This is a genomic window from Bradyrhizobium sp. 187 (assembly GCF_023101005.1).
Lineage (GTDB): Bacteria > Pseudomonadota > Alphaproteobacteria > Rhizobiales > Xanthobacteraceae > Bradyrhizobium > Bradyrhizobium canariense_D.
This window is the reverse complement of record NZ_CP064693.1, coordinates 3,950,463-3,969,758: the sequence shown is the minus strand read 5'-3', so window position 1 is coordinate 3,969,758 and position 19,296 is coordinate 3,950,463. Positions and strand designations below refer to the sequence as shown.

Sequence of the window (19,296 nt, the reverse complement as noted above, 5' to 3'; positions counted from 1 at the left end):
CTCATTCGGACGAAGCTCATGGCCGGCGATCCCAACGCACCGCATTTCCCCCGCTCGGCGCCGATCGAAGCCTATGGCAAGGGCGGCTTTGCCTTTGCCGGCATGTCGCATCGGGGATCGCTGCTTTGCCTGCCCGACGCGATCTGGGCCTGGGACATAACGGACCCTGCAAAGATCGACCGCTATTCGCTGGATCGAGTCTTCAAGTCTGCCAACAGCATCGACACGCTCCTGGTCGGCACCGGAACCGGGGTCTGGCTGCCGCCGCCGGAACTGCGCCAGGCGCTCAAAGCGGCGAGGGTGGTGCTGGATGCGATGCAGACCGGTCCCGCCGTGCGTACCTACAACATCATGATGGGCGAACGGCGGCGCGTCGCGGCCGCGCTGATCGCCGTGCCATGAGTGGCTCCGCGCCGCCGCCGGATTCTGCTGCGTTCTGTGCTGACCTCGTGCGCAGCCACGACTTTCCGCACTATGCCGCGACCCTGTTCGCGCCCGCTGCCGAGCGCCGCGGGCTGCTGGCGCTCTATGCCTTCAATGTCGAGATCGTCCGCGTCCGCGATCAGGTGAGCCAGCCCTTGCCCGGTGAAATCCGCCTGCAATGGTGGACCGACATGCTGTCGGGCCAAGTCCATGGCAGTGCCGAGGGCAATCCGGTGGCGGCGGAGCTGCTCCGCGCAATCCGTGATTTCGACCTGCCGGTCGAGCCGCTGTCGCTGCTCGCCGACGAGCATCAATTCGATCTCTACAACGACCCAATGCCAACAATGGCGGCGCTGGAGGGCTACCTCGCGGCGACCTCATCGGCGCTGTTCGATCTCGCCGCCCGGATCATGGGACCACCGTCGGCGGCGGCCGAGCATCTCGCCCGCCATGCCGGGCTGGCGCAGGGCATCGTACAGGTCATCGCCAATCTGCCGCGCGATGCGGCGCGCCGGCAATTGTTCCTGCCGCAGCAGGTGCTGGCGAGCCACGATTGCGACGTGGAAGACGTGTTCGCCGGAAAGGAGACGCCAAACTTGCGCGCCGCGCTGGGCCAACTCTCGGGCGAGGCGCAGCAACATTTGACGACGGCCTTGTCGCTGCTGGTGGAGGTGCCGGCATCAGTGCGTCCAACGTTCCTTCCGCTCGGACAAGCGCGGGCCGACCTCAAGCGCCTGTCGCAACCCGGGCGCAATCCATTTACGCCGCAACCGTCATCGCGGCTGCGTACGCTGTGGACGCTGTGGCGGGCTTCACGTTCGCGGGAATTTACCAAATAGCGGTTGGCTTATCGCCGGAGCCGGGCAAATGCTCTATGCTGTCCTATGGCTGAGTTGTCCCAAACCATATCTTCCGATCTGGGCGGCCTTCCGGTCGTACCGGCCGACATCCATGCCGCCGCCGAGACGATCCGCGGCGCCGTCGTCGAGACGCCCTGTAGCTACAGCCGCACGCTGAGCAATATCTGCGGCTGCGACATCTGGCTGAAATTCGAGAACCTCCAGTTCACGTCCTCGTTCAAGGAGCGCGGCGCGCTCAACCGCCTCAAGGCGCTGACGCCGGAGGAGCGCGCGCGGGGCGTCGTCGCGATGTCGGCGGGTAACCACGCGCAGGGCGTCGCCTATCACGCCAAGCGGCTCGGCATTCCCGCCACTATCGTCATGCCGGTCGGCACGCCCATGGTGAAGGTCGAGAACACCAGGCATCACGGCGCCGAGGTGGTGGTGACGGGCGCCACGCTGGAGGAGGCGGCCGCGTATGCGCGCAGCCACGGCGAAGTCCATGGCATGATCTTCGTCCATCCCTATGACGATCCGCTTGTCATCGCAGGGCAGGGCACGGTCGGGCTGGAAATACTCGAGGCCGTGCCGGAGCTCGATACGCTGGTCGTCCCGATCGGCGGCGGTGGCCTGATCAGCGGGATCGCCATTGCCGCGAAATCGATCAAGCCGTCGCTGCGGATCCTCGGCGTCGAGGCCTGGCTCTACCCCTCGATGTACAATGCCATCCATGACGGCAATTTGCCGGCACGTGGCGACACACTCGCGGAAGGCATCGCGGTGAAGTCGCCCGGCAAGATCACGACCGAAATCGTCCGCCGCCTTGTCGACGACATTGCGCTCGTCAACGAAGCCGAGCTCGAGCGCGCGGTGGCGACCCTGATCTCGATCGAGAAGACGGTCGTCGAAGGCGCCGGTGCCGCTGGCCTCGCCGCGCTGATGTCCGACCCGTCCCGTTTCGCCGGTCAGAAGGTCGGGCTGGTGCTGAGCGGGGGCAATATTGACACACGTCTGATCGCATCGGTCCTGACCCGCGAGTTGGCGCGCGAGGGGCGGCTCACCCAATTGTCGCTCGACATTCCCGACAGGCCCGGCCAATTGGCTGCGGTCGCGGCACTGCTGGCCGAGGCCGGCGCCAACATCATCGAGGTCTCGCACCAGCGCACGTTCTCGGATCTTCCGGCCAAGGCGACGTTGCTGCAATTGGTGATTGAAACCCGCGACAGCGCCCATCTCGACGAGGTCATGGCGAAGCTTGGCGCATCCGGATTGAGTGCGCGCTGTACCTGAGCGTGCATGATCGCCGCTATCGCCGCGTCAAACCCGCCAAATGGACGATCAGCCGATCGATCTCCGCGTCCGTATTGTAGTAGTGCGGGGAGGCGCGCACCACCGGCGGCAGCGAGCGGATTTCGGCATCGATGCGCGTGCTCGACGGATCTGAGGCACCGATCGTGATGCCGGCTGCGGCCGCGTCGCTGACGACCGCTTCCGCCTCGTACCCTTCCACCGTGAAGCTGACGATGGCTCCCGGAGCGCGTCCGAGGTCGCGAACTCTGATGCCGCGAATGGATGCAAGGCCGCCCCGGAGGCGGTCCGCCAGCATGCGGCAACGCCGCTCGATCGGGCCGATCCCGACATCGAGGGCATAATCGACAGCCGCGCCGAGCCCAAGCCGGGCTGCGTAGTTGTTCTCCCAGGTCTCAAAACGGCGCGCATCGTCACGCAGCCGAAAAGCGTCCCGGGAGACCCAGGGTGCGGCGAAGTGATCGATCATTGGCGGTTCGAGCCGCTGCAGCATTTTTCGGCCGACGTAGAGAAAGCCGGTGCCGCGCGGGCCGCGGAGGAATTTACGCCCGGTCCCCGACAACATGTCACAGCCGATGGCCTCGACGTCGACCACCATCTGTCCGACTGCCTGGCAGGCGTCGAGCAGATAGGGGATGCCGTGCGCCCGCGCTATCTTGCCGACGGCTGCAGCCGGATTGACCAGCCCGCCATTGGTCGGAACCCAGGTGATCGCAATCAGCTTCACGCGCTCATCGATCATGCGTTCGAGCGCGTCGACGTCGAGCTCGCCGCTGGCATCGCTCGGCACGACGTCGATCGCGACGCCTGTTCGGTTGGCGACCTGAAGAAAGGCGACATAGTTGGCCGCGTACTCCGCCTCGGCGGTCAGGATCCGGTCGCCCTTGCTGAATGGAAGCGCGTAGAAAGCCATCTGCCAGGCAACCGTCGCGTTCTCCATGAGGGCGATCTCATCGGGCGCGGCGTTCAGGAGGCGGGCGACCGAGCCGTAAACGGATTCAAGTCGGCGCGCCTCGCGGTCGGCGGCGGCATAGCCTCCGATCTCGCTCTCCAGATCGATGTGTTCCTTCATCGCCGCAACAACCGACGCCGGCATCAGCGCTGCGCCCGCGTTGTGGAGATAGGCGAGCCGAGAGGCAGCCGGGGTGTCGCGACGAATTCGGTCGATATCCATCATCCATGCCTCCGCGTCTCGCGATCCTCATGCATGGATTAAACGCGTCGAGGGATGCGAACAAGATGGCCAAGCTTGGTCTCAGATGCAAAGGCCGAGCAGCTTGATGTGGCAGCCGCTGGATTTTGGCTTGCTGGCGGGCGCAGCCTCGCGCTTCACCGCAACCAGCGGCTCCCCGTCTTTCTTGCCTTTGCCTTTGCCCTTCGGCTCGTAGTCGCCGGCGATCACCATTGCCCAATAGGTGCGCTTGCCGCTAGCGTTTTTCGCGCTCGCGATCCCGACGCGGGAAGCGTTGTGCAGCAGCAGATTCTTGCGGTGTCCCGACGAGTCGATCCACTGTCCGAGGGTCTTCTCGAAATTGTCGTAGCCGTAGGCGATGTTCTCGGCGGCGCGGCCTGCGCCGGCCGGTGCGACCCGGCGGTTGAACGGGCCGAGGGCGTCGTGACTGAGGTCGTCCTTCGTCGCCATCGCGCGCGCCTGGTCCATGGCGATGCGGTCGAGGGTCGAATCGCGGACGACGCGGACCTCACCATGCTTGAGGCGGAAGCTCGAGATCAGCTCGGCGGGGGACTCGGCCATTGCGGACGTGGTGGCGAGCAGCAGAAGGCTAGCGATCAGGCCGCCAACCACACGATGCATCATGTACCCCCGAGTGCCCATGACCCCGCCAAGTCCCCCCACCAAGTTCGAATTATCGGATCGCTTCTCTATCGCCAATGTGGACGCTTCAAGGCGTGATCCACGTTAGCTCGCCGGCAGGTCGGCCTCGAAATTGAAGCGGTCGCGCAGGTTCTTGCGCTGCTCCAGGATGTCCTTGAGGAAAGCACGGTCCTGGTCGTTCTTCATCATCGGCTCGATCAGGTCGAGCTGGTTCATGGCGACCAGTTGCAGGATCTCCGTGCGCGGCTTGCCGTCCGGATTGCGTGGCAGTGCGTGCACGACCTGGATGTGTTCCGGCGGCTTTGGCCCCTTGGCAGCGGTGAGCTCGATGCGCAATTGGCCTTCGAGCGCGGCCTGATCGGCTTCGACGAAGGCATAGAGGCCGACACCGGAGCGGCGGTCGGCAAAGGCGACGATGGCGGTGTCGCGCACGGCGGGGTTCTTGCGGATCAATTCTGCCAGCACCGGCGCGTCGTTGACGAGCCTTCGGCCGCCGCCTTCACGGTCGGTGAAGTTGAACAGGCCGCGGGTGATTGCCCGATAGACCTTCTTGCCGGTGGCGAGCCAGAGGCTGGCGGCGAACGACTTCTTCGCCAGGATCTTGCGCTCGCGCGGCGTCAGCGCCTCGGGCGCGTAGGATCGCTTGTGCTTGAGCAGATGCCGGAGATCTTCATAGGCCAGGATCCGGTAAAGCCGGCCGCGACGGTCGAAGCAGGCGGCGAGCTGGAAGTCGGTCACATAGGCGCGACCGTCGCGGCCGACCAGCCAGTTCTGTTCCTTGGCAAGATCGTTGTGGCAGATTCCGGCGCGGCGCAGCCGTCGCAGCGCGGCCTTCGCCGAGCGAAAATAGGCGAGGTCGCCATGCGGTTTCGCCAGATGCAGTGCGACACCATCGACGAAGCTGCGCACCAGCGCGCGGCGTCCGGCCCACAGCAGCTCCGGGCCGACATCGAGTCCCTTAGCGAGTGCCAGCGCATGCTTCTCGCGGGCGAACAGGTGGCGCGCCAAAAGGAATGACCACCACGGCACCTCGTCGAGGCGGCGCAGCACCGCGTCGACCTCGCCGTCATCGTCGCGGAATCGGCCGCGCTCGACGGTCGAGAACACGTCGCGCTTGAGCAGCACGCCCTCGGTCCAGCGCGCCGAGAGTGTTGCGGCGTCGTCTTTGGGAAGGTTCATCGAAAACTCACGCCGCGGCGGCAATGCGCAGGTGATCGGCGATCCAGCGATCGAGATCGGCGAGCGCCAGCGCGCTCATCGCCTGCTTTTTGGCCACCGTCTTCTCGTTCCCGCGCAGCCGGCTTCCGTCGGGCTTCTTCGTCGGCGCGCTGGCGAGCGGCGGGAACAGGCCGAAATTGATGTTCATCGGCTGGAACGAGCGCGTGCCGGGCTCGATGGTCTCGATATGGCCGCCGGTGATGTGGCCGAGCAGGGATCCGAGCGCAGTCGTGACCGGCGGACTCGCAAGCGTCTCGCCGCGCACCTCCGCTGCCGCATAGAGACCGGCAATCAGGCCGACGCTGGCGGATTCCACATAGCCCTCGCAGCCCGTCATCTGGCCGGCAAAGCGCAGCCGCGGCTGCGCGCGCAGGCGCAATTGGCCGTCGAGCAGCTTTGGCGAGTTGAGAAAGGTGTTGCGATGCAGGCCGCCGAGGCGAGCAAATTCGGCCTTCTCCAGCCCCGGAATGGTGCGGAAGATGCGCTGCTGCTCGCTGTATTTCAGTTTCGTCTGGAAGCCGACGATGTTGTAGAGCGTGCCGAGCTTGTTGTCCTGGCGCAGCTGCACGATCGCGTAGGCCTTGGTGGTGGGATCGTGCGGATTGGTGAGGCCGACCGGCTTCATCGGTCCATGGCGGAGAGTCTCGGGGCCGCGTTCCGCCATGACCTCCATTGGCAGACAGCCGTCGAAATAGGGCGTGTTGGTCTCCCATTCCTTGAACTCGGTCTTCTCGCCGGCGACCAGCGCTGCGACGAAGCCGTCATACTGCTCCTTTGTCATCGGGCAGTTGATGTAGTCGGCGCCGGTGCCGCCGGGACCGACCTTGTCGTAGCGTGACTGAAACCAGGCCACCGACATGTCGATGGATTCGCGGTGCACGATCGGCGCGATCGCGTCGAAGAAGGCGAGGGCGTTCTCGTCGGTCAACTCGCGGATCGCATCGGCCAGCGGCGCCGAAGTGAGGGGGCCGGTCGCAACGATGACGTTGCTCCACTCGGCCGGCGGCAGGCCTGCGACCTCACCGCGGGCGATCTCGATCAGCGGATGATCGTTCAGCGCCTTGGTGACGGCCGCCGAGAAGCCGTCGCGGTCCACCGCCAGCGCGCCGCCAGCGGGTACCTGGTTGGCGTCGGCTGCGCGCATGATCAGCGAATCGAGGCGGCGCATCTCGGCATGCAGCAGGCCGACGGCGTTGTTGGCGGCATCGTCCGAGCGGAACGAATTGGAGCAGACGAGCTCGGCAAGCCCATCGGTGCGGTGTGCCTCGGTCATGCGGGTCGGCCGCATCTCGTGCAGCACCACGGGCACGCCGAATTCGGCCACCTGCCAGGCGGCTTCGGAGCCGGCAAGGCCTGCGCCGATCACGTGCACGGTATTTGATTGGGGTCCTGTCATGGGGCGGACAGGTAGCGCTTTTCGGCGATCAGTGGAATCGCCGAGATCGAGTTTTCTGCCTCCGGATGCGACAACGCCCGCACGAGGCGGGCGCTATCGGTCCGTCCGGTTCAGGGCTGAACGATATCAGCCCTGATACTGACCGGCGGCAACGCGCGGGATGTCCGAGCGATCGAGGCCGATATCGGAAAGCTCGCGATCGCTGAGCTGGGACAGCTCGGCAACATTGCGCTGATAGTCCCGGAAAGCTTGGATCATGCGGATGAGCGAGAGCAGCATTGGTAATCTCCTGTAGTTCGATTCAGCTCTTGCCCGAGCCTCATCGTTGAAATGAATATAGGTGAGAGTGGTGCAGTGCGAAAGTTCCGATGCTGCGATGCAGCTAAGCGCTGAGTGCATGGCGCTGGTAACGGACGATTAACCCGAAAGCACTCCCGCCCAAAGGGTAGGCGGAACAGGGAGCACAGGTCTGAAGTCCCGTGAATTCACGGATTTGCTATGGGCTAGTCGGTTCCGTTCGGAGCGAAATAAGTCGCTTTGCTCTTGTCCGCAAGCGGATCGACTAGCTTCTATAACCAAGTCTCACATGCGAGAATCGCATGATTCTAATGAATTGATACTCATTAGTTGGCGCGTGCGTACACTTTTGCCAACTCTCGCCAGCGATTCGCCTGGTTGCAGCGGATCCACATGACGAAGGGCGGCGAGTCAGGACTATCCCGCTTGGTTAGCCACAACCGTCCCCGCTCGCAGTGCACACACGCTGAACGTGTGGCGTTGATTACAAGCGTGTAATGAAAATCAGAAATTTTGCATGCAGCTCTGCGCGCCGCGCAACATCACGCAATTCTCGCGGGGAATTCATTGCGTCAAGTTGCCGCGCCCGGAGGAAGGTGATGTCGCAGATTCCGGCAATGTCGCTGGCTCTGGCCCAAGAACAAGAGAAGGAAGGTAACGTCATGACGAAGTTACTCGGGGTTATCGCAATTGCCGCCGTTGCGTTCGCCGTCACGCCGGCCCAGGCCGCCAAGCACGCCGCCGGCGGCTGCAGCTCGGCCAATCTGGAGAAGACAGAGACCGCGATCGAAAACATGGCCGATGGTGACGGCAAGTTCGTCGCGCAGAAGGAGATCGCGGCCGCGCAGGACTCGCTGCTCAACGGCAAAATGGGTGCGTGCGGCGCGCATCTGAACAAAGCGATGCACGCCACCATGGGCAAATAGGAACTTCAGGAACGCATTAGGAGAGGGCCGGTCGCCGAGCGATCGGCCCTACGCTTTTGTCCTGCAAGCATCTCATCTAAGGGGCGCGCGCGAGCTGGGTGGCGAAATAGGCGACGGTCTTCGAGTAGACCTCGCTCTTGTTCCACTGCTGCAGCACCGCGAAATTCGGACTGCCCGGCTGCCAATCCTTACCCTTCTGCCAGCCATAACCGGCAAGATAGTTCGCGGTGGAGGCGAGCACGTCAGGGGCGTTGTGCAGGAGATCGCGCTTACCATTGCCGTCGAAATCGACGGCGTATTTCATCCATGACGACGGCATGAACTGGGTCTGTCCGAGCTCGCCGGCCCAGGCGCCCTTCATGTCGGCCGGTGCGAGGTCGCCGCGCTGGACAATGCGGAGCGCATCCAACAGCTCGGCGCGAAACTGCTCGGAGCGCCGGCAGTCATAGGCCAGCGTCGCCAGTGAGCGGATGGTCGCGAACTTGCCGGTATTGACGCCGAAATCGGTCTCGAGACCCCAGATCGCGACCAGCACCTCGCCAGGCACGCCGTAGGTCTGCTCGATACGCGACAGCACCGAGCCGTATTGCTTCATCATGTTGGAGCCGCGCGTCAGGCGCGGCGGCACCATGCGGCCGGAAAACTCCTCGAAGGTCTGGCTGAAGACCTTCTGCGAGCGGTCGCGGTTGAGCACGTTCTGATCGAGCGTCACACCGGCGAGCCCGGCGGAAATGGCCTGTTGCGAGACGCCCTTGGCCGCGGCGTCCGTTTTGAAGTCTGCAAGCCACGCGTCGAAATTGCCTGAACCGCAGGCAACAGCGGCGAGCGCTGGCTGAGCGGATAGGATGGACGCGGTGATGGCTAAGGCTGCGAGGGCGAGACGAGAAATCGTCGGGGTCATTCGAGCAAATAAATTCCGTGAAGTGATCTGAACGGCGCGCGCAATCTCGATGGAAACCGCGGCCAAAGCAAGGCGTATGACAGTGCGCGATCCTGCCCGCACCGGGGCAGGATCGCATGTCACGATATCGTCAGGCGTCGGTCCGATTGCGCCAGGGGAAGAGGTTGGCGGGGAAGTCGGCGGCCGGCTTGCGTGCACGATGCGGCGGAGGCGGCACCGGACGCGCGCCCGGATCGGCCGCGATCACCTTGCGGTAGAGATGCCAGGTGGCATGGCCGAGCACGGGGACCACCACGGCAAGGCCGAGGAAGGCCGGAATGGTGCCCAGCGCCAGCAGGACGGCCACGATCAGGCCCCAGGCCGCCATCGGCACCGGGTTCTTCGCGACGACGCGCAGTGACGTCACCATGGCCTCGAACGCGCCGGCATGGCGGTCAAGCATCAGCGGGAACGACACGGCGCTGATGCACAGCGCGGCAAGGGCGAACAGGAAGCCGGTGCCGCAGCCGACCACGATCAGCCACCAGCCTTGCCGGCTCGTGAGCACGCGCGTCAGAAAATCCGAGATCCCGGATGCGCCTTCATAGCCGAAAGCGGCGACATAAATTGCCTGCGCGGTCGCAACCCAGGTCACGAACAGGGCCAGCAGCAGCGCGCCGAGACCGAGCATGGCGCCGAACGAGGGCGAACGCAGCACCTCCATGGCGTCCCAGGCGCTGGCCTCCTCATGGCGCTCGCGCCGGCTGGAGAGCTCGTAGAGACCGAGAGCGGCGAACGGGCCGATTAGCGCGAAGCCTGCGGCCAGTGGGAACAACAACGGCAACACTGAATAGCCCATCACCACGCGGGCGAGCACGAGGCCCAGCACAGGATAGATCACGCAGAGGATGATGGCGTGGCTCGGCACCGCCTTGAAATCGTCCCAGCCGCGCTTGAGCGCATCCTGCAGATCGGAGAGTTGGATGGTTCGGATCACCGGTCCAGCCGCTTCGGCGGTCTGGGCCATGGACGGGACATTGCCCGGGTAGAGTGTGGCCATGGTCGCTAGCTCCCTTGCCATGCGGCCGCATCTGGCGCCAGCAACGGCGCAAGCGGCCGCTATTCTGAGTTTCGCGATCCCCAACCAGACGCGAATTCCGGATGGCATCGCGAACTGAACGTCAACCGTACGCCCATTTGCGAGTCCTGTCCCTCACGCTTGGGTGAGATTCGATGCCGCGGTGCAATCTCTACAGTGTCATTCGGTCGTTATTTCGCCGCAGATAAGCTGATGCTGCGTGCTTGTTCGCGGAACTTTGGCGGGCGCAACGACGCAACTTGGTCTATAAGTGCCACTCAAGGCCCTTCCAGCGGGTCCTTTTCGGGGAGCAGACATGAGCATTTTCGGGAAAATTATGGGCGCGATCTTCGGTAGCCAGCCAGCTTCCGCCGCGCCCGCAGGCAGCGCACCGTCGGGCAGCGCGCCCGCAGGGGCCGCGCCGAGCGGATCCGCGGCGACGGTGGACGTTGCCTCGATCGTCGACGCGGCGGCCGCTGCGCACAAGGGCGAAAAGCTGGAATGGCGCACCTCGATCGTCGATCTGATGAAGGCGCTCGACATCGATTCCAGCCTCGCTGCGCGCAAGGACCTCGCCAAGGAGCTCGGCTACAGCGGCGACACTAACGATTCCGCGACCATGAACGTCTGGCTGCACAAGCAGGTGATGTCCAAGCTCGCCGCCAATGGCGGCAAGCTGCCGCCGGAGATCAAGCACTGACCGATCGCCCGGTCGCAATCCAAGGGCCCGCGATCGCGCGGGCCCTTTTGCATTCAGGCGACGAGATCCGCATCTTCCGGATGCCTGTCGAGATAATCGACGACGAAACCGCAACCGGCAATCACCTTCCTGCCGTCGCGCCGGATCAATTCCAGCGCGCCCTTGACCAGCTCGGAGCCGATGCCGCGGCCGCGCAGCGCGCGCGGCGTCTCGGTGTGGGTGATGATCACCGCCGACGGCGTCAGCCGGTAATTGGCGAAGGCGATTTCGCTGCCGACATCGAGCTCGAAGCGGCTTCTGTCCTTGTTATCCCGTACCGACGGCGCCATGCAAAAATCCTTCCGACATGCTGCTTGCCTCTGATCTAGGCGCCTCAACCGGTCCTTGCCAAGGTGCGAGCAAGAGTGGTTGCCGCAGGGGAGATATCCGGAAACTGCGTGTCCCGCTCAGCCTGGAATTGAAGCCGGGCTTGCCGACGGTGCAGGAGTCGTTATGGAAGCTCGGGGCGTTGTAGCCCCCCGCCGCTTCTCGCAACGCCGGCGTTGGATCTCTTCCTAGGCCTGATCGCCCGGATGCTTCAATCGGTCGCCTTGGCGAGCCTGGAATCCTCCGGCTGCGCCTGCGGGCGCAGGCATCCCTGGCAGATGACGAGGGAACGGTTGACCATGGCGTCCCGTTCCTCCTCGATGCCATCCTTCGCCTGCCACCATTCCTTTGAATAGGGCTGAAGCGCGGCTTGCGACCTGTTGCGCTCGGATCGGGCCGCGCGCACTGGTTCTGAAGCAGCGCGCGGGTGATTGGGATTTTCGCCGGCGCCGTCCCAGGCATAGCGCGCGGGCTTGAAGGCAGGATCGGAGGCGAGGTGCGCTTGTGGGCCCACGGCACATCCGGCAAGCGCCAGCGATAACATGAGGAGGGCGGGCGCTTTGACCATGATGCGGCACTCTGTACGCGAGAACTGAGCGAGGTTGCGCCGATCATGTTTAAAATTTCCTGAACGGTTGGATGGGCTGCGCTGCGCCCGGCAACCTTGCAGGGCTCCTGGCGATGGCGATAAATGGGCTGCAATGAGCGGCCGGCTCGCGTGCCGTCCGCCGCCGAAGAGGAAGCCCGATGCAGCCCCTGCGCATGTCCCGCCGCGTCATGAATCTCGCTCACATGCTGACCCAGAATGCGCGGCGGCATGGGGCGCGTCCCGGTTTCGTCTGGGGCGACAGATCCTGGACCTGGCGCGAGATCGATGCGCAGGTCTCGGCACTGGCAGCCGCTCTCGCGGCGCGCGGGATCGCGAAGGGCGACCGCATCCTCGTTCATTCCAAGAACGGCGATGAGATGTTCTTCTCGATGTTCGCCGCGTTCCGGCTTGGCGCGGTCTGGGTACCCACCAATTTCCGCCTGATGCCGGACGAGGTCGCCTATCTCGCGCAGGCCTCCGGCGCGAAGGCGTTTCTGTGCCATGTCGATTTTCCCGAGCACGCCGCGGCCGTAAGCGGTGGCGCGCTGGAATTCACCTGGAGCATCGACGGTCGGGCGCCGTTTGCCGAGACGTCGGTTGCGGATGCCGTCGCGTCGCGCGCCGGCACGGTGGTCGAGAACGTCGCAGTCGAGCACGACGATCCCTGCTGGTTCTTCTTTACATCGGGCACCACCGGCCGCTCCAAGGCTGCGGTGCTCACCCACGGTCAGATGGGTTTTGTCGTCACCAACCATCTCGCCGATCTTACGCCCGGCGTCACCGAAGCAGATGCCTCGCTGGTGGTGGCGCCGCTGTCGCATGGCGCCGGCGTGCATCAGCTGGTGCAGACCGCGCGCGGCGTGTGCACCGTGCTGCTGCCGACGGAGAAATTCGACATTGACGAGGCGTTCCGCCTGATCGAGGCGCATCGCGTCAGCAATCTCTTCGTGGTGCCGACCATTCTGAAGATGATGGTCGAGCATCCCGCCGCCGACAAATACGATCATTCCTCGCTGCGCCATGTGATCTATGCGGGTGCGCCGATGTATCGCGAGGACCAGAAGGCTGCGCTGAGGAAGCTCGGCAAGGTGATCGTGCAGTATTTCGGCCTCGGCGAGGTGACCGGCAACATCACCGTGCTGCCGGCAGCGCTGCATGACCCCGAGGACGGGCCGCACGCGAAGATCGGCACCTGTGGCTTCGAGCGTACCGGCATGCAGGTCTCGATCCAGGACGACGAGGGCCGTGAACTCGGCGCCAACCAGAGCGGCGAGATCTGCGTAATCGGCCCCGCGGTGCTGGCCGGCTACTATGACAATCCCGAAGCCAATGCGAAGGCTTTCCGCAACGGCTGGTTCCGCACTGGCGATCTCGGCCACATGGACGAGGAGGGGTTCGTCTACATCACGGGACGAGCCTCCGACATGTACATCTCCGGCGGCTCCAACATCTATCCGCGCGAAATCGAGGAGAAGATTCTGACCCATCCTTGCGTCGGCGAGGTCGCGGTGCTCGGCGTACCCGATGCGACCTGGGGCGAGGTCGGCGTTGCCGTCTGCGTCGCCCGCGAAGGCGCGAAGCCGGTGAGCGAAGCGGAGATGGCGGCATTCCTCGGCCCCAAGGTCCCCCGCTACAAGATGCCGAAGCGGTTCTTCTTTTGGGAGGCCTTGCCGAAATCCGGCTACGGCAAGGTTCCCAAACGGATGGTTCGCGACGAGCTCGAGGCGCGCGGGCTGCTCGATCTCGACAAGACACGGGCGGGCTGAGCGAAGGTCATGCGCAGCATCAAGCAGCCCGGCGCGCCGGTCGCCGAGCGCATCCAATGGGCGGAGGCGAGGGGACGCGCTTTCTCCTTCACGCTTCAAGCAGGTCTGCCGCTGCTGGAGGCGGCGCGCCGCGGTTTCGCCGCGGAGGGATTCGCCGGCGGCGTGCTCAGCTTCGGGCGCGGCGCGCTCGGGCCGTTCGGCTATGTCATGCCGGCGCTGTCGAAGACCAGCGAGAATGCCGCGTCTTATAGCGACACATTCCGGCCAAGCGGCGTGACGCGCACCAGGCTCGGCAGCATGACGCTGGGCATGCACAATGGCGCCCCGTTCTTTCATTGCCATGGGCTGTGGACGGAGGCCGATGGCCGCGCCGGTGGTGGCCACATGCTGCCGGACGTGACCGATGTCGCCGAGCCGTTCGAGGTCGAGGCCTTCGGCATCGATGGTGCGATGTTCGCCGCAGAGCCAGATCGCGAGACCAATTTCAAGCTGTTCGGGCCCGTGGCGGCTGCGAGCACCGGCGCACGCACGACCAGCCGCGCTTTCGCGCTGCGGCTGCGCCCCAATCAGGATTTCGCGGGCTGTCTCGAAGACTTCTGCCGCGCGCAAGGCATCGCGCGCGCGAGGATCCATGGCGGTGTCGGCTCGACCATTGGGGCGCGCTTCACCCATGGCGGCGTGACTGAGCCCTTCGCGACCGAGCTTGCGGTAACCGGCGGCGCGATTGCGGCCGGCTCCTCCGGCGCCCTCGAAGCCGCACTCGATGTCGCCCTGATCGACTACACTGGCGGCATAGCGGAGGGCCGTCTGATTCGTGGCGACAATCCCGTGCTGATGACCATGGAGCTGGTGCTCGAGGTGTTGGGCTAGTATCGGCGAGCGATCATCAGCGGGTGCGCAGCTTGGCGATGGCCAAGTATGTGGAGTCACTGATCCCCGAACTGGATCCCTGAAACAGGTTGAGCAGGGGGGATTGACCCTGGCCGGTGCTCTGGCTGTTTCTGATGTCATACATGGCGGAGAAACGGCTCAACAGCTTTGTCACCTTCGCGGGATCGGACAGATCCTTGATCTTCATGAATCTGTCTACGAACTTGGCCTGCTGATCGATCGGCATCGCCGCCATCGAGTCAGGCAAATCGAAAGTGGTCCTGAACACCTCCGAAAGAGCCTTGTCGGCAAGGATGTCGTATGCGGACGTGATGTCCCCCGCCTTTCGCTGGAAATAGAGCGCAAGGCGCACGCCGGGATTGGCATCGCCCTGCTGCTGCTCCAGGCTTTGCTCGACATAGTTCGCTTGTGTTTCCCGAAACTGATCCCGCTTTTGCGGACCCATCATCGGAAGACGCGCGACGTTGCCTTTACTGTCGAAATTGAACGACGCCACGATTTCGGCAAAGCGAGGATCGCTCTCGGTGTTCGCGAAGCTCTTTGGATCGTTCAGGTCGGAGCTGAAGATCTTCTTGAGAAATTCGGTGCTGACCTTCCTGGGATCCAGACCCTTGGCCAAGAGAATGAAATCGACCATCGGCCTGTTTGCGAGAAGATCGGAAACACTGTCGATGCCGGCGATGGCCTGCTGATATTCCGACGCATCCTTCGTGGCCTGTGCCCGAACTGCGGCCTGCTGCTGGGGAGTCGCCGTGCTGGCGCTCTTCACCGCTCCAATGACGTAGTCCTTGGCGATCTGGAGGACTTCAGCCGAGTCCTGAGCCACCAAGGGGGTGGTCAGATTGCCTTTTGCGTCGAAGTTGAAGGCGCGTGCCAGCTCCAAATATCGATTGTCCTTGAGGGTATAGACGTAGCTTTTGGGGTCGTTGATGTCGCTTTCGAGCACGGCCTTGACAGTCGCCGGCGAGACGTTCGCGGGCTCGAGGCCGACAGCTCCCAGCGCAAATTCATACACGCCCGGTGTCGATACGAACGCCTGGACTGAATTGATCTTGAGGATGGCAGTTCTAAATTGCCTGATTGCAAAAGCTTCGTTCAACGGGCTCGCCGCCGAATAGACGGCGGACTTGCTGTCGTCGAACTTCTGTTTCGTGATCGTGACATTTGCAGCAGTCTGCGCCGACACACCTGACGGAAGCGACCCGTCGGAGGAAAACTCGAACGCACCGGCCAGGTCGACGAACCCGCCAATCGTCCCTATCTGCTCGCTAAGGCTGGAAATGCTGCTCGCATATGACTCCAAATGATGCTTTTCGACCAGAATCTGGACGTTCAACTGGGTCACGTTCGCGCCCGGTTGCGATAGTTGGGCGGTGTAGTCGGCGATCCTTGAATTGGCCGCGGTGACATCCGATCGGGCCTGAGCAAGGTCGGCGTTGAGGCCACTTAGCTGAGAAGCGAAAGTGGTGTTGACGTAGCTGTTGGGATCGGATGGATCGCTGCGCAAGACCTGGCTTATGGTGTCACGCGACCACTTGCTTTGATCGATCCCGTACGCCGAATAGACATAGTTGCGAAGACGGTCGTTGTTCAGGAGCTGGTCTGCACTGCTGATGTTACCGATTTCGGCGCTGTAGTAATTCGAATCGCCGGCAAGTGCATCGACCTGGCTTTTCCTGGTCGCCGTGTACAGACCAATCATCTCGTCGGTCTGGTTCTCCGATTGCGCCACCGGCGTGGCACTGCCATTGAAGGAAAACGCGGCGGCGAACTCACGGTAACGCTTGTCGACCAGCTTGTTGACAAAGCTGTTTGCGTCGGAGAGGTCGCTCTCCAGCACCTTTTTCATGAAGGCCTTGGCGTAGGCCATGTCTTCCAGGCCATACGCCTTCGTTGCATAATGATAAAGGCGATAGTCTTTCATGAAGTCGTCGACGGACTTCACGTTGCCGATGTGGGCTTTGTAATAGGCGGCCTCTCGCGCTACGTCCTGTTGCTGTTCGACCCGCGTCAGGGACTGCTTGAGATTGCGCGTGATGTAGCTGTAACTGAAATACGTTGATACCATCGCGCACTCCTACGGTCCCGGACGTCCGTCAATCATTGCGGGGTCGCGAGGTGGGGCTGGCCTCATGCCGGCAAACTGTCTCAGAGCCAGGTTCTCCAAGGCCATTTTCGGACCGCGATCCCAGATTCAAGTTTGCCCTCGCGAGGCATATCGGGTTTTGTTGCTGCATGTTTCTCAGATACAGCTTTCGTGAGGGTTGCGTTCCGGATATGTCCCGATCAAGAGATCGATCGGAATGGCTCTCGTCCCGAACGCGACGCAGCGCCATAGCGCGTCGAAGACGCGCGTAAACGCGCTTACGGCGGTGTGGCGTTGAGCCGGGATCCAGAAGCCGTGCATTCTGCCGCAGGATGGGTCACGGCTCTGCGGCGCATCGCCGAAGGGGCGCTGCGCCGCGTCCGGGGCACGAGAGCCCGAAGTCATCTGGCATTGCTATTCGCGTGATACGCGCGGTTTCGCATTCTCGCGGCCTGTGCGGCCCGAGCTTTGCGGCATTCTTTGCCCCCAAAATGCCGAGGGCGCAGGGAAGGCCGGGTGCCGGCTGGCACCCACGGTCCACTGTGCGAAGGTTGCGCTACGAGAGGCTGCACAGCGGCATACAGGTGAAGCCCAACACACGGCCTTCCCTGCGCAGTGGTTTTACGGCTTATGTCGTGATCTCCCCGGGGAGCGATGCACTATTGCCCCCGTCGCCTTGCGGATGGCTGACGCTGCGGCCCGGTCGGCCCGCACGCATCACCGCAAGACTTGGCGCACAGACCCCGGGCGCCAGGACCACACGATTTTGCCGTACGCAGGCTGCACCGGTCGTGTGCGCGACACTTTCGCTCACGGTTGCCCGCCCTGCGAAGCCTTCGCGCCGGTGTGGCCCACGTCCACCACGTCCCATCCCGCGTTCGTGACGATCGCGATCCGCCCCTCGGCCGGGTTGGGATGGCTCTTTATATGATAATCCGAAATGCGGATAAAGAGAAATATTTTTAAGCGCCGTGATTGACCCGCTTATTGGTGTTTTGCCCGCCGGGGCGGCAAGGGGTTGTGGGGCGCGCGAGCCCCGCCGCAACGCGGCCACGAACGGGTCTCCCCGCGGCCGCAAAATGCGCTACCATGATTCCAGCGCGCTTCAAGTCGCGCATGATCACCGACACGTATGAGGAAACGAGATGAGGGTGACGATTGGACGGCGCACGGTCCTGGCCGCGGTGCTGATTGCCGCGGGCGCGGTGGCTTTGACGGCGGCGTTTGGCCCGGTTTCGACATCGGCCTGGGCCCACGGGCCGACCCGTCAGAAGGTGCGCGAATCCATCGAGATCAACGCCGCCCCGGCCAAGGTGTGGGCCGCAATGGGCAATTTCCAGGACATGAGCTGGCTGCCACCTGTCACCAAGACCGAGGGCGAGAAGGGCAACGAGATCGGCGCGACGCGCAAGCTGACGCTGACGGGAGGCGCGACCGTCGACGAGGAGCTCTACAAGTTTGACGCCGCCGCGATGAGCTATTCCTACCGGATCACCAATGTGGACGTGAAGGTGCTGCCGGTCACCAATTATTCCTCGACATTGACGGTGACGCCGAGCGCTGACGGCAAGGGCTCGACGCTGGAATGGGCCGGCGCGTTCTATCGTGGCTTTCCCAACAACGAGCCGCCGCCGGAGCTGAGTGACGAGGCCGCGGTCAAGGCGGTGAAGGGGCTGTACCAGGCGGGCCTCGAGGCACTCAAGAAGAAGATCGAGAGCGGAAGCTGACGGTGCGGGCGCTGGTCCTGGCGGCGCTCGCCGCCAGCTTTTGCCTGGCCGGCATCGCGCATGTGTTCGCCGAAGAGGCATTCGTCACCAACCAGCTCAGCGACGATCTGATGGTCGTGGACCTCGCCACGGCGCGCAGCGTCGCGACCATCCCGATCGGCGGCAAGCCGGCCGGCGTCGCCGTCAGCGCGGACGGACGTTTTGCCTATGTCACGAGCCCGGATGCCAAAGCCGTGACGGTGGTGGACGCAGCAACGCGGCAGGTTGCGGCGCGGATCGAGGTCGGCGGCGGGCCGCTCGGCATTGCCGTCGCGCCGGATGGCCGCACCGTCTATGTCGCGGACTGGTATGCGGCGGCGGTGCGGGTGATCGACGCGGCCTCGCGCAGCGTCACGGCCAGCATTGCGGTCGGCGCCTCGCCATCGGGGCTCGCGGTAACGCCGGATGGCAAGCTGCTGCTCTCGGCCGACCGCGACGACGACAGTGTGTCGGTGGTCGACACCGCGACGCGCCAGCGCACGACGACCATCAAGGTCGGCACCCGTCCGTTCGGCGTCACCATCGATGCCGAGGGCAAGCGCGCCTACACCGCCAATGTCGGCTCCAACGACGTCTCCGTGATCGACATCGCCACTGGGGCCGAGACCGGCCGCGTGCAGGTCGGGATGCGCCCTTATGCGGTGGCGTTGGCGCAGGGCCGCGGCTTCGTCACCGATCAGTATGGCGGCACTGTCAGCGTGTTCGATCTGGCGACCTTGAAGCCGCTCAAGCGCATCAATGTCGGCGATTATCCCGAAGGCATTGCCGCGACTGCCGACGGCAAGCGCATTATCGTCGCCTGCTGGGAAAGCAACACGCTCGATATCATCGATGCGGTCGAGCTGAAGCTGATCGGCGAGGTCAATACCGGCGACGGCCCGCGCGCGTTTGGGGCATTCTTGCGCAGGACGGAGTAGGGGCGTGTAGCCCGCG

Annotated in this window: 19 protein-coding genes; 9 read left to right on the top strand and 10 right to left on the bottom strand. The window is 63.9% G+C overall.

What is annotated here, in order from left to right; genetic code table 11:
* Nucleotides 1–18: 18 nt before the first annotated feature.
* Genes IVB19_RS18960 through IVB19_RS18950 form a run of 3 tightly spaced genes read left to right on the top strand, consistent with a single transcriptional unit; the run spans nucleotide 19 to nucleotide 2,552 of the window.
* Nucleotides 19–402: an Mth938-like domain-containing protein gene (locus IVB19_RS18960; protein WP_018458018.1), complete on the top strand. Its 384-nt coding sequence runs from the start codon at nucleotides 19–21 to the stop codon at nucleotides 400–402.
* Nucleotides 399–1,262 (top strand): phytoene/squalene synthase family protein, encoded by an 864-nt coding sequence (locus tag IVB19_RS18955; protein ID WP_018458017.1) that lies wholly within the window; start codon nucleotides 399–401, stop codon nucleotides 1,260–1,262. Before IVB19_RS18960 ends, IVB19_RS18955 begins: the two co-directional genes overlap by 4 nt.
* 45 nt (nucleotides 1,263–1,307) lie before the next feature.
* A complete protein-coding gene (locus IVB19_RS18950) occupies nucleotides 1,308–2,552 on the top strand; it encodes a threonine ammonia-lyase (RefSeq protein WP_018458016.1) in 1,245 nt (414 codons plus the stop codon).
* A gap of 16 nt (nucleotides 2,553–2,568) precedes the next feature.
* Here the strand turns inward: IVB19_RS18950 and IVB19_RS18945 are convergent, their stop codons facing one another.
* From IVB19_RS18945 to IVB19_RS18925, 5 genes are all read right to left on the bottom strand, one after another.
* Nucleotides 2,569–3,747, bottom strand: a complete 1,179-nt coding sequence (locus IVB19_RS18945) for an aminotransferase class V-fold PLP-dependent enzyme (RefSeq protein WP_018458015.1) — start codon at nucleotides 3,745–3,747, stop codon at nucleotides 2,569–2,571.
* Between the two features lie 78 nt (nucleotides 3,748–3,825).
* Nucleotides 3,826–4,383: a CAP domain-containing protein gene (locus tag IVB19_RS18940; protein WP_085384636.1), complete on the bottom strand. Its 558-nt coding sequence runs from the start codon at nucleotides 4,381–4,383 to the stop codon at nucleotides 3,826–3,828.
* 105 nt (nucleotides 4,384–4,488) lie between these two features.
* Nucleotides 4,489–5,583: a serine/threonine protein kinase gene (locus IVB19_RS18935; protein ID WP_026233483.1), complete on the bottom strand. Its 1,095-nt coding sequence runs from the start codon at nucleotides 5,581–5,583 to the stop codon at nucleotides 4,489–4,491.
* A 7-nt stretch (nucleotides 5,584–5,590) separates the two neighbouring features.
* Nucleotides 5,591–7,018, bottom strand: a complete 1,428-nt coding sequence (gene trmFO / locus IVB19_RS18930) for a methylenetetrahydrofolate--tRNA-(uracil(54)-C(5))-methyltransferase (FADH(2)-oxidizing) TrmFO (RefSeq protein ID WP_247819779.1) — start codon at nucleotides 7,016–7,018, stop codon at nucleotides 5,591–5,593.
* 126 nt (nucleotides 7,019–7,144) lie between these two features.
* Nucleotides 7,145–7,297, bottom strand: a complete 153-nt coding sequence (locus tag IVB19_RS18925) for a DUF1127 domain-containing protein (protein ID WP_018458011.1) — start codon at nucleotides 7,295–7,297, stop codon at nucleotides 7,145–7,147.
* A 617-nt stretch (nucleotides 7,298–7,914) separates the two neighbouring features.
* Between IVB19_RS18925 and IVB19_RS18920 the strand changes: the two genes are divergently transcribed.
* Nucleotides 7,915–8,241 carry a hypothetical protein gene (locus IVB19_RS18920; protein ID WP_018458010.1) on the top strand — a complete coding sequence of 109 codons (327 nt, stop codon included), beginning with the start codon at nucleotides 7,915–7,917 and terminating at the stop codon, nucleotides 8,239–8,241.
* Nucleotides 8,242–8,317: 76 nt separating this feature from the next.
* Here IVB19_RS18920 and IVB19_RS18915 read toward each other — a convergent pair whose 3' ends face one another.
* The gene (locus tag IVB19_RS18915) at nucleotides 8,318–9,142 is read right to left on the bottom strand and encodes a lytic murein transglycosylase (RefSeq protein ID WP_018458009.1); all 825 of its coding nucleotides are present in this window, start codon (nucleotides 9,140–9,142) and stop codon (nucleotides 8,318–8,320) included.
* Between the two features lie 130 nt (nucleotides 9,143–9,272).
* Nucleotides 9,273–10,181, bottom strand: a complete 909-nt coding sequence (locus IVB19_RS18910) for a DUF2189 domain-containing protein (protein WP_026233481.1) — start codon at nucleotides 10,179–10,181, stop codon at nucleotides 9,273–9,275.
* Between the two features lie 334 nt (nucleotides 10,182–10,515).
* Here IVB19_RS18910 and IVB19_RS18905 point away from each other — a divergent pair, with 334 nt between their 5' ends.
* A complete protein-coding gene (locus IVB19_RS18905) occupies nucleotides 10,516–10,899 on the top strand; it encodes a DUF3597 domain-containing protein (protein ID WP_085384623.1) in 384 nt (127 codons plus the stop codon).
* A gap of 53 nt (nucleotides 10,900–10,952) precedes the next feature.
* On the opposite strand, the gene IVB19_RS18900 is transcribed toward IVB19_RS18905, so the two are convergent.
* Nucleotides 10,953–11,228, bottom strand: coding sequence for a GNAT family N-acetyltransferase (locus IVB19_RS18900; RefSeq protein WP_018458006.1), 276 nt, complete (start codon nucleotides 11,226–11,228; stop codon nucleotides 10,953–10,955).
* A 248-nt stretch (nucleotides 11,229–11,476) separates the two neighbouring features.
* On the bottom strand, nucleotides 11,477–11,833 hold the full coding sequence (locus IVB19_RS18895; RefSeq protein WP_018458005.1) for a hypothetical protein: 357 nt from the start codon (nucleotides 11,831–11,833) through the stop codon (nucleotides 11,477–11,479).
* A 179-nt stretch (nucleotides 11,834–12,012) separates the two neighbouring features.
* Here IVB19_RS18895 and IVB19_RS18890 point away from each other — a divergent pair, with 179 nt between their 5' ends.
* Nucleotides 12,013–13,620 (top strand): acyl-CoA synthetase, encoded by a 1,608-nt coding sequence (locus IVB19_RS18890; protein ID WP_247336735.1) that lies wholly within the window; start codon nucleotides 12,013–12,015, stop codon nucleotides 13,618–13,620.
* A 9-nt stretch (nucleotides 13,621–13,629) separates the two neighbouring features.
* A complete protein-coding gene (locus IVB19_RS18885; RefSeq protein ID WP_247819778.1) occupies nucleotides 13,630–14,490 on the top strand; it encodes a PCC domain-containing protein in 861 nt (286 codons plus the stop codon).
* 16 nt (nucleotides 14,491–14,506) lie between these two features.
* On the opposite strand, the gene IVB19_RS18880 is transcribed toward IVB19_RS18885, so the two are convergent.
* A complete protein-coding gene (locus IVB19_RS18880; RefSeq protein WP_018458002.1) occupies nucleotides 14,507–16,579 on the bottom strand; it encodes a DUF1217 domain-containing protein in 2,073 nt (690 codons plus the stop codon).
* A 1,163-nt stretch (nucleotides 16,580–17,742) separates the two neighbouring features.
* Between IVB19_RS18880 and IVB19_RS18875 the strand changes: the two genes are divergently transcribed.
* On the top strand, nucleotides 17,743–18,324 hold the full coding sequence (locus tag IVB19_RS18875; RefSeq protein ID WP_018458001.1) for an SRPBCC family protein: 582 nt from the start codon (nucleotides 17,743–17,745) through the stop codon (nucleotides 18,322–18,324).
* A 2-nt stretch (nucleotides 18,325–18,326) separates the two neighbouring features.
* The gene (locus IVB19_RS18870; RefSeq protein WP_018458000.1) at nucleotides 18,327–19,280 is read left to right on the top strand and encodes a YVTN family beta-propeller repeat protein; all 954 of its coding nucleotides are present in this window, start codon (nucleotides 18,327–18,329) and stop codon (nucleotides 19,278–19,280) included.
* Nucleotides 19,281–19,296 lie beyond the last annotated feature (16 nt).

What these genes read in the sequence shown, in the direction of transcription:
- IVB19_RS18960 (WP_018458018.1), top strand. Translation starts at nt 19, where the DNA reads ATGGCCGGCGATCCCAACGCACCGCATTTCCCCCGCTCGGCGCCGATC.
- IVB19_RS18955 (WP_018458017.1), top strand. Translation starts at nt 399, where the DNA reads ATGAGTGGCTCCGCGCCGCCGCCGGATTCTGCTGCGTTCTGTGCTGAC.
- IVB19_RS18950 (WP_018458016.1), top strand. Translation starts at nt 1,308, where the DNA reads ATGGCTGAGTTGTCCCAAACCATATCTTCCGATCTGGGCGGCCTTCCG.
- IVB19_RS18945 (WP_018458015.1), bottom strand. Translation starts at nt 3,747, where the DNA reads ATGATGGATATCGACCGAATTCGTCGCGACACCCCGGCTGCCTCTCGG.
- IVB19_RS18940 (WP_085384636.1), bottom strand. Translation starts at nt 4,383, where the DNA reads ATGCATCGTGTGGTTGGCGGCCTGATCGCTAGCCTTCTGCTGCTCGCC.
- IVB19_RS18935 (WP_026233483.1), bottom strand. Translation starts at nt 5,583, where the DNA reads ATGAACCTTCCCAAAGACGACGCCGCAACACTCTCGGCGCGCTGGACC.
- trmFO (WP_247819779.1), bottom strand. Translation starts at nt 7,018, where the DNA reads ATGACAGGACCCCAATCAAATACCGTGCACGTGATCGGCGCAGGCCTT.
- IVB19_RS18925 (WP_018458011.1), bottom strand. Translation starts at nt 7,297, where the DNA reads ATGCTGCTCTCGCTCATCCGCATGATCCAAGCTTTCCGGGACTATCAG.
- IVB19_RS18920 (WP_018458010.1), top strand. Translation starts at nt 7,915, where the DNA reads ATGTCGCAGATTCCGGCAATGTCGCTGGCTCTGGCCCAAGAACAAGAG.
- IVB19_RS18915 (WP_018458009.1), bottom strand. Translation starts at nt 9,142, where the DNA reads ATGACCCCGACGATTTCTCGTCTCGCCCTCGCAGCCTTAGCCATCACC.
- IVB19_RS18910 (WP_026233481.1), bottom strand. Translation starts at nt 10,181, where the DNA reads ATGGCCACACTCTACCCGGGCAATGTCCCGTCCATGGCCCAGACCGCC.
- IVB19_RS18905 (WP_085384623.1), top strand. Translation starts at nt 10,516, where the DNA reads ATGAGCATTTTCGGGAAAATTATGGGCGCGATCTTCGGTAGCCAGCCA.
- IVB19_RS18900 (WP_018458006.1), bottom strand. Translation starts at nt 11,228, where the DNA reads ATGGCGCCGTCGGTACGGGATAACAAGGACAGAAGCCGCTTCGAGCTC.
- IVB19_RS18895 (WP_018458005.1), bottom strand. Translation starts at nt 11,833, where the DNA reads ATGGTCAAAGCGCCCGCCCTCCTCATGTTATCGCTGGCGCTTGCCGGA.
- IVB19_RS18890 (WP_247336735.1), top strand. Translation starts at nt 12,013, where the DNA reads ATGCAGCCCCTGCGCATGTCCCGCCGCGTCATGAATCTCGCTCACATG.
- IVB19_RS18885 (WP_247819778.1), top strand. Translation starts at nt 13,630, where the DNA reads ATGCGCAGCATCAAGCAGCCCGGCGCGCCGGTCGCCGAGCGCATCCAA.
- IVB19_RS18880 (WP_018458002.1), bottom strand. Translation starts at nt 16,579, where the DNA reads ATGGTATCAACGTATTTCAGTTACAGCTACATCACGCGCAATCTCAAG.
- IVB19_RS18875 (WP_018458001.1), top strand. Translation starts at nt 17,743, where the DNA reads ATGAGGGTGACGATTGGACGGCGCACGGTCCTGGCCGCGGTGCTGATT.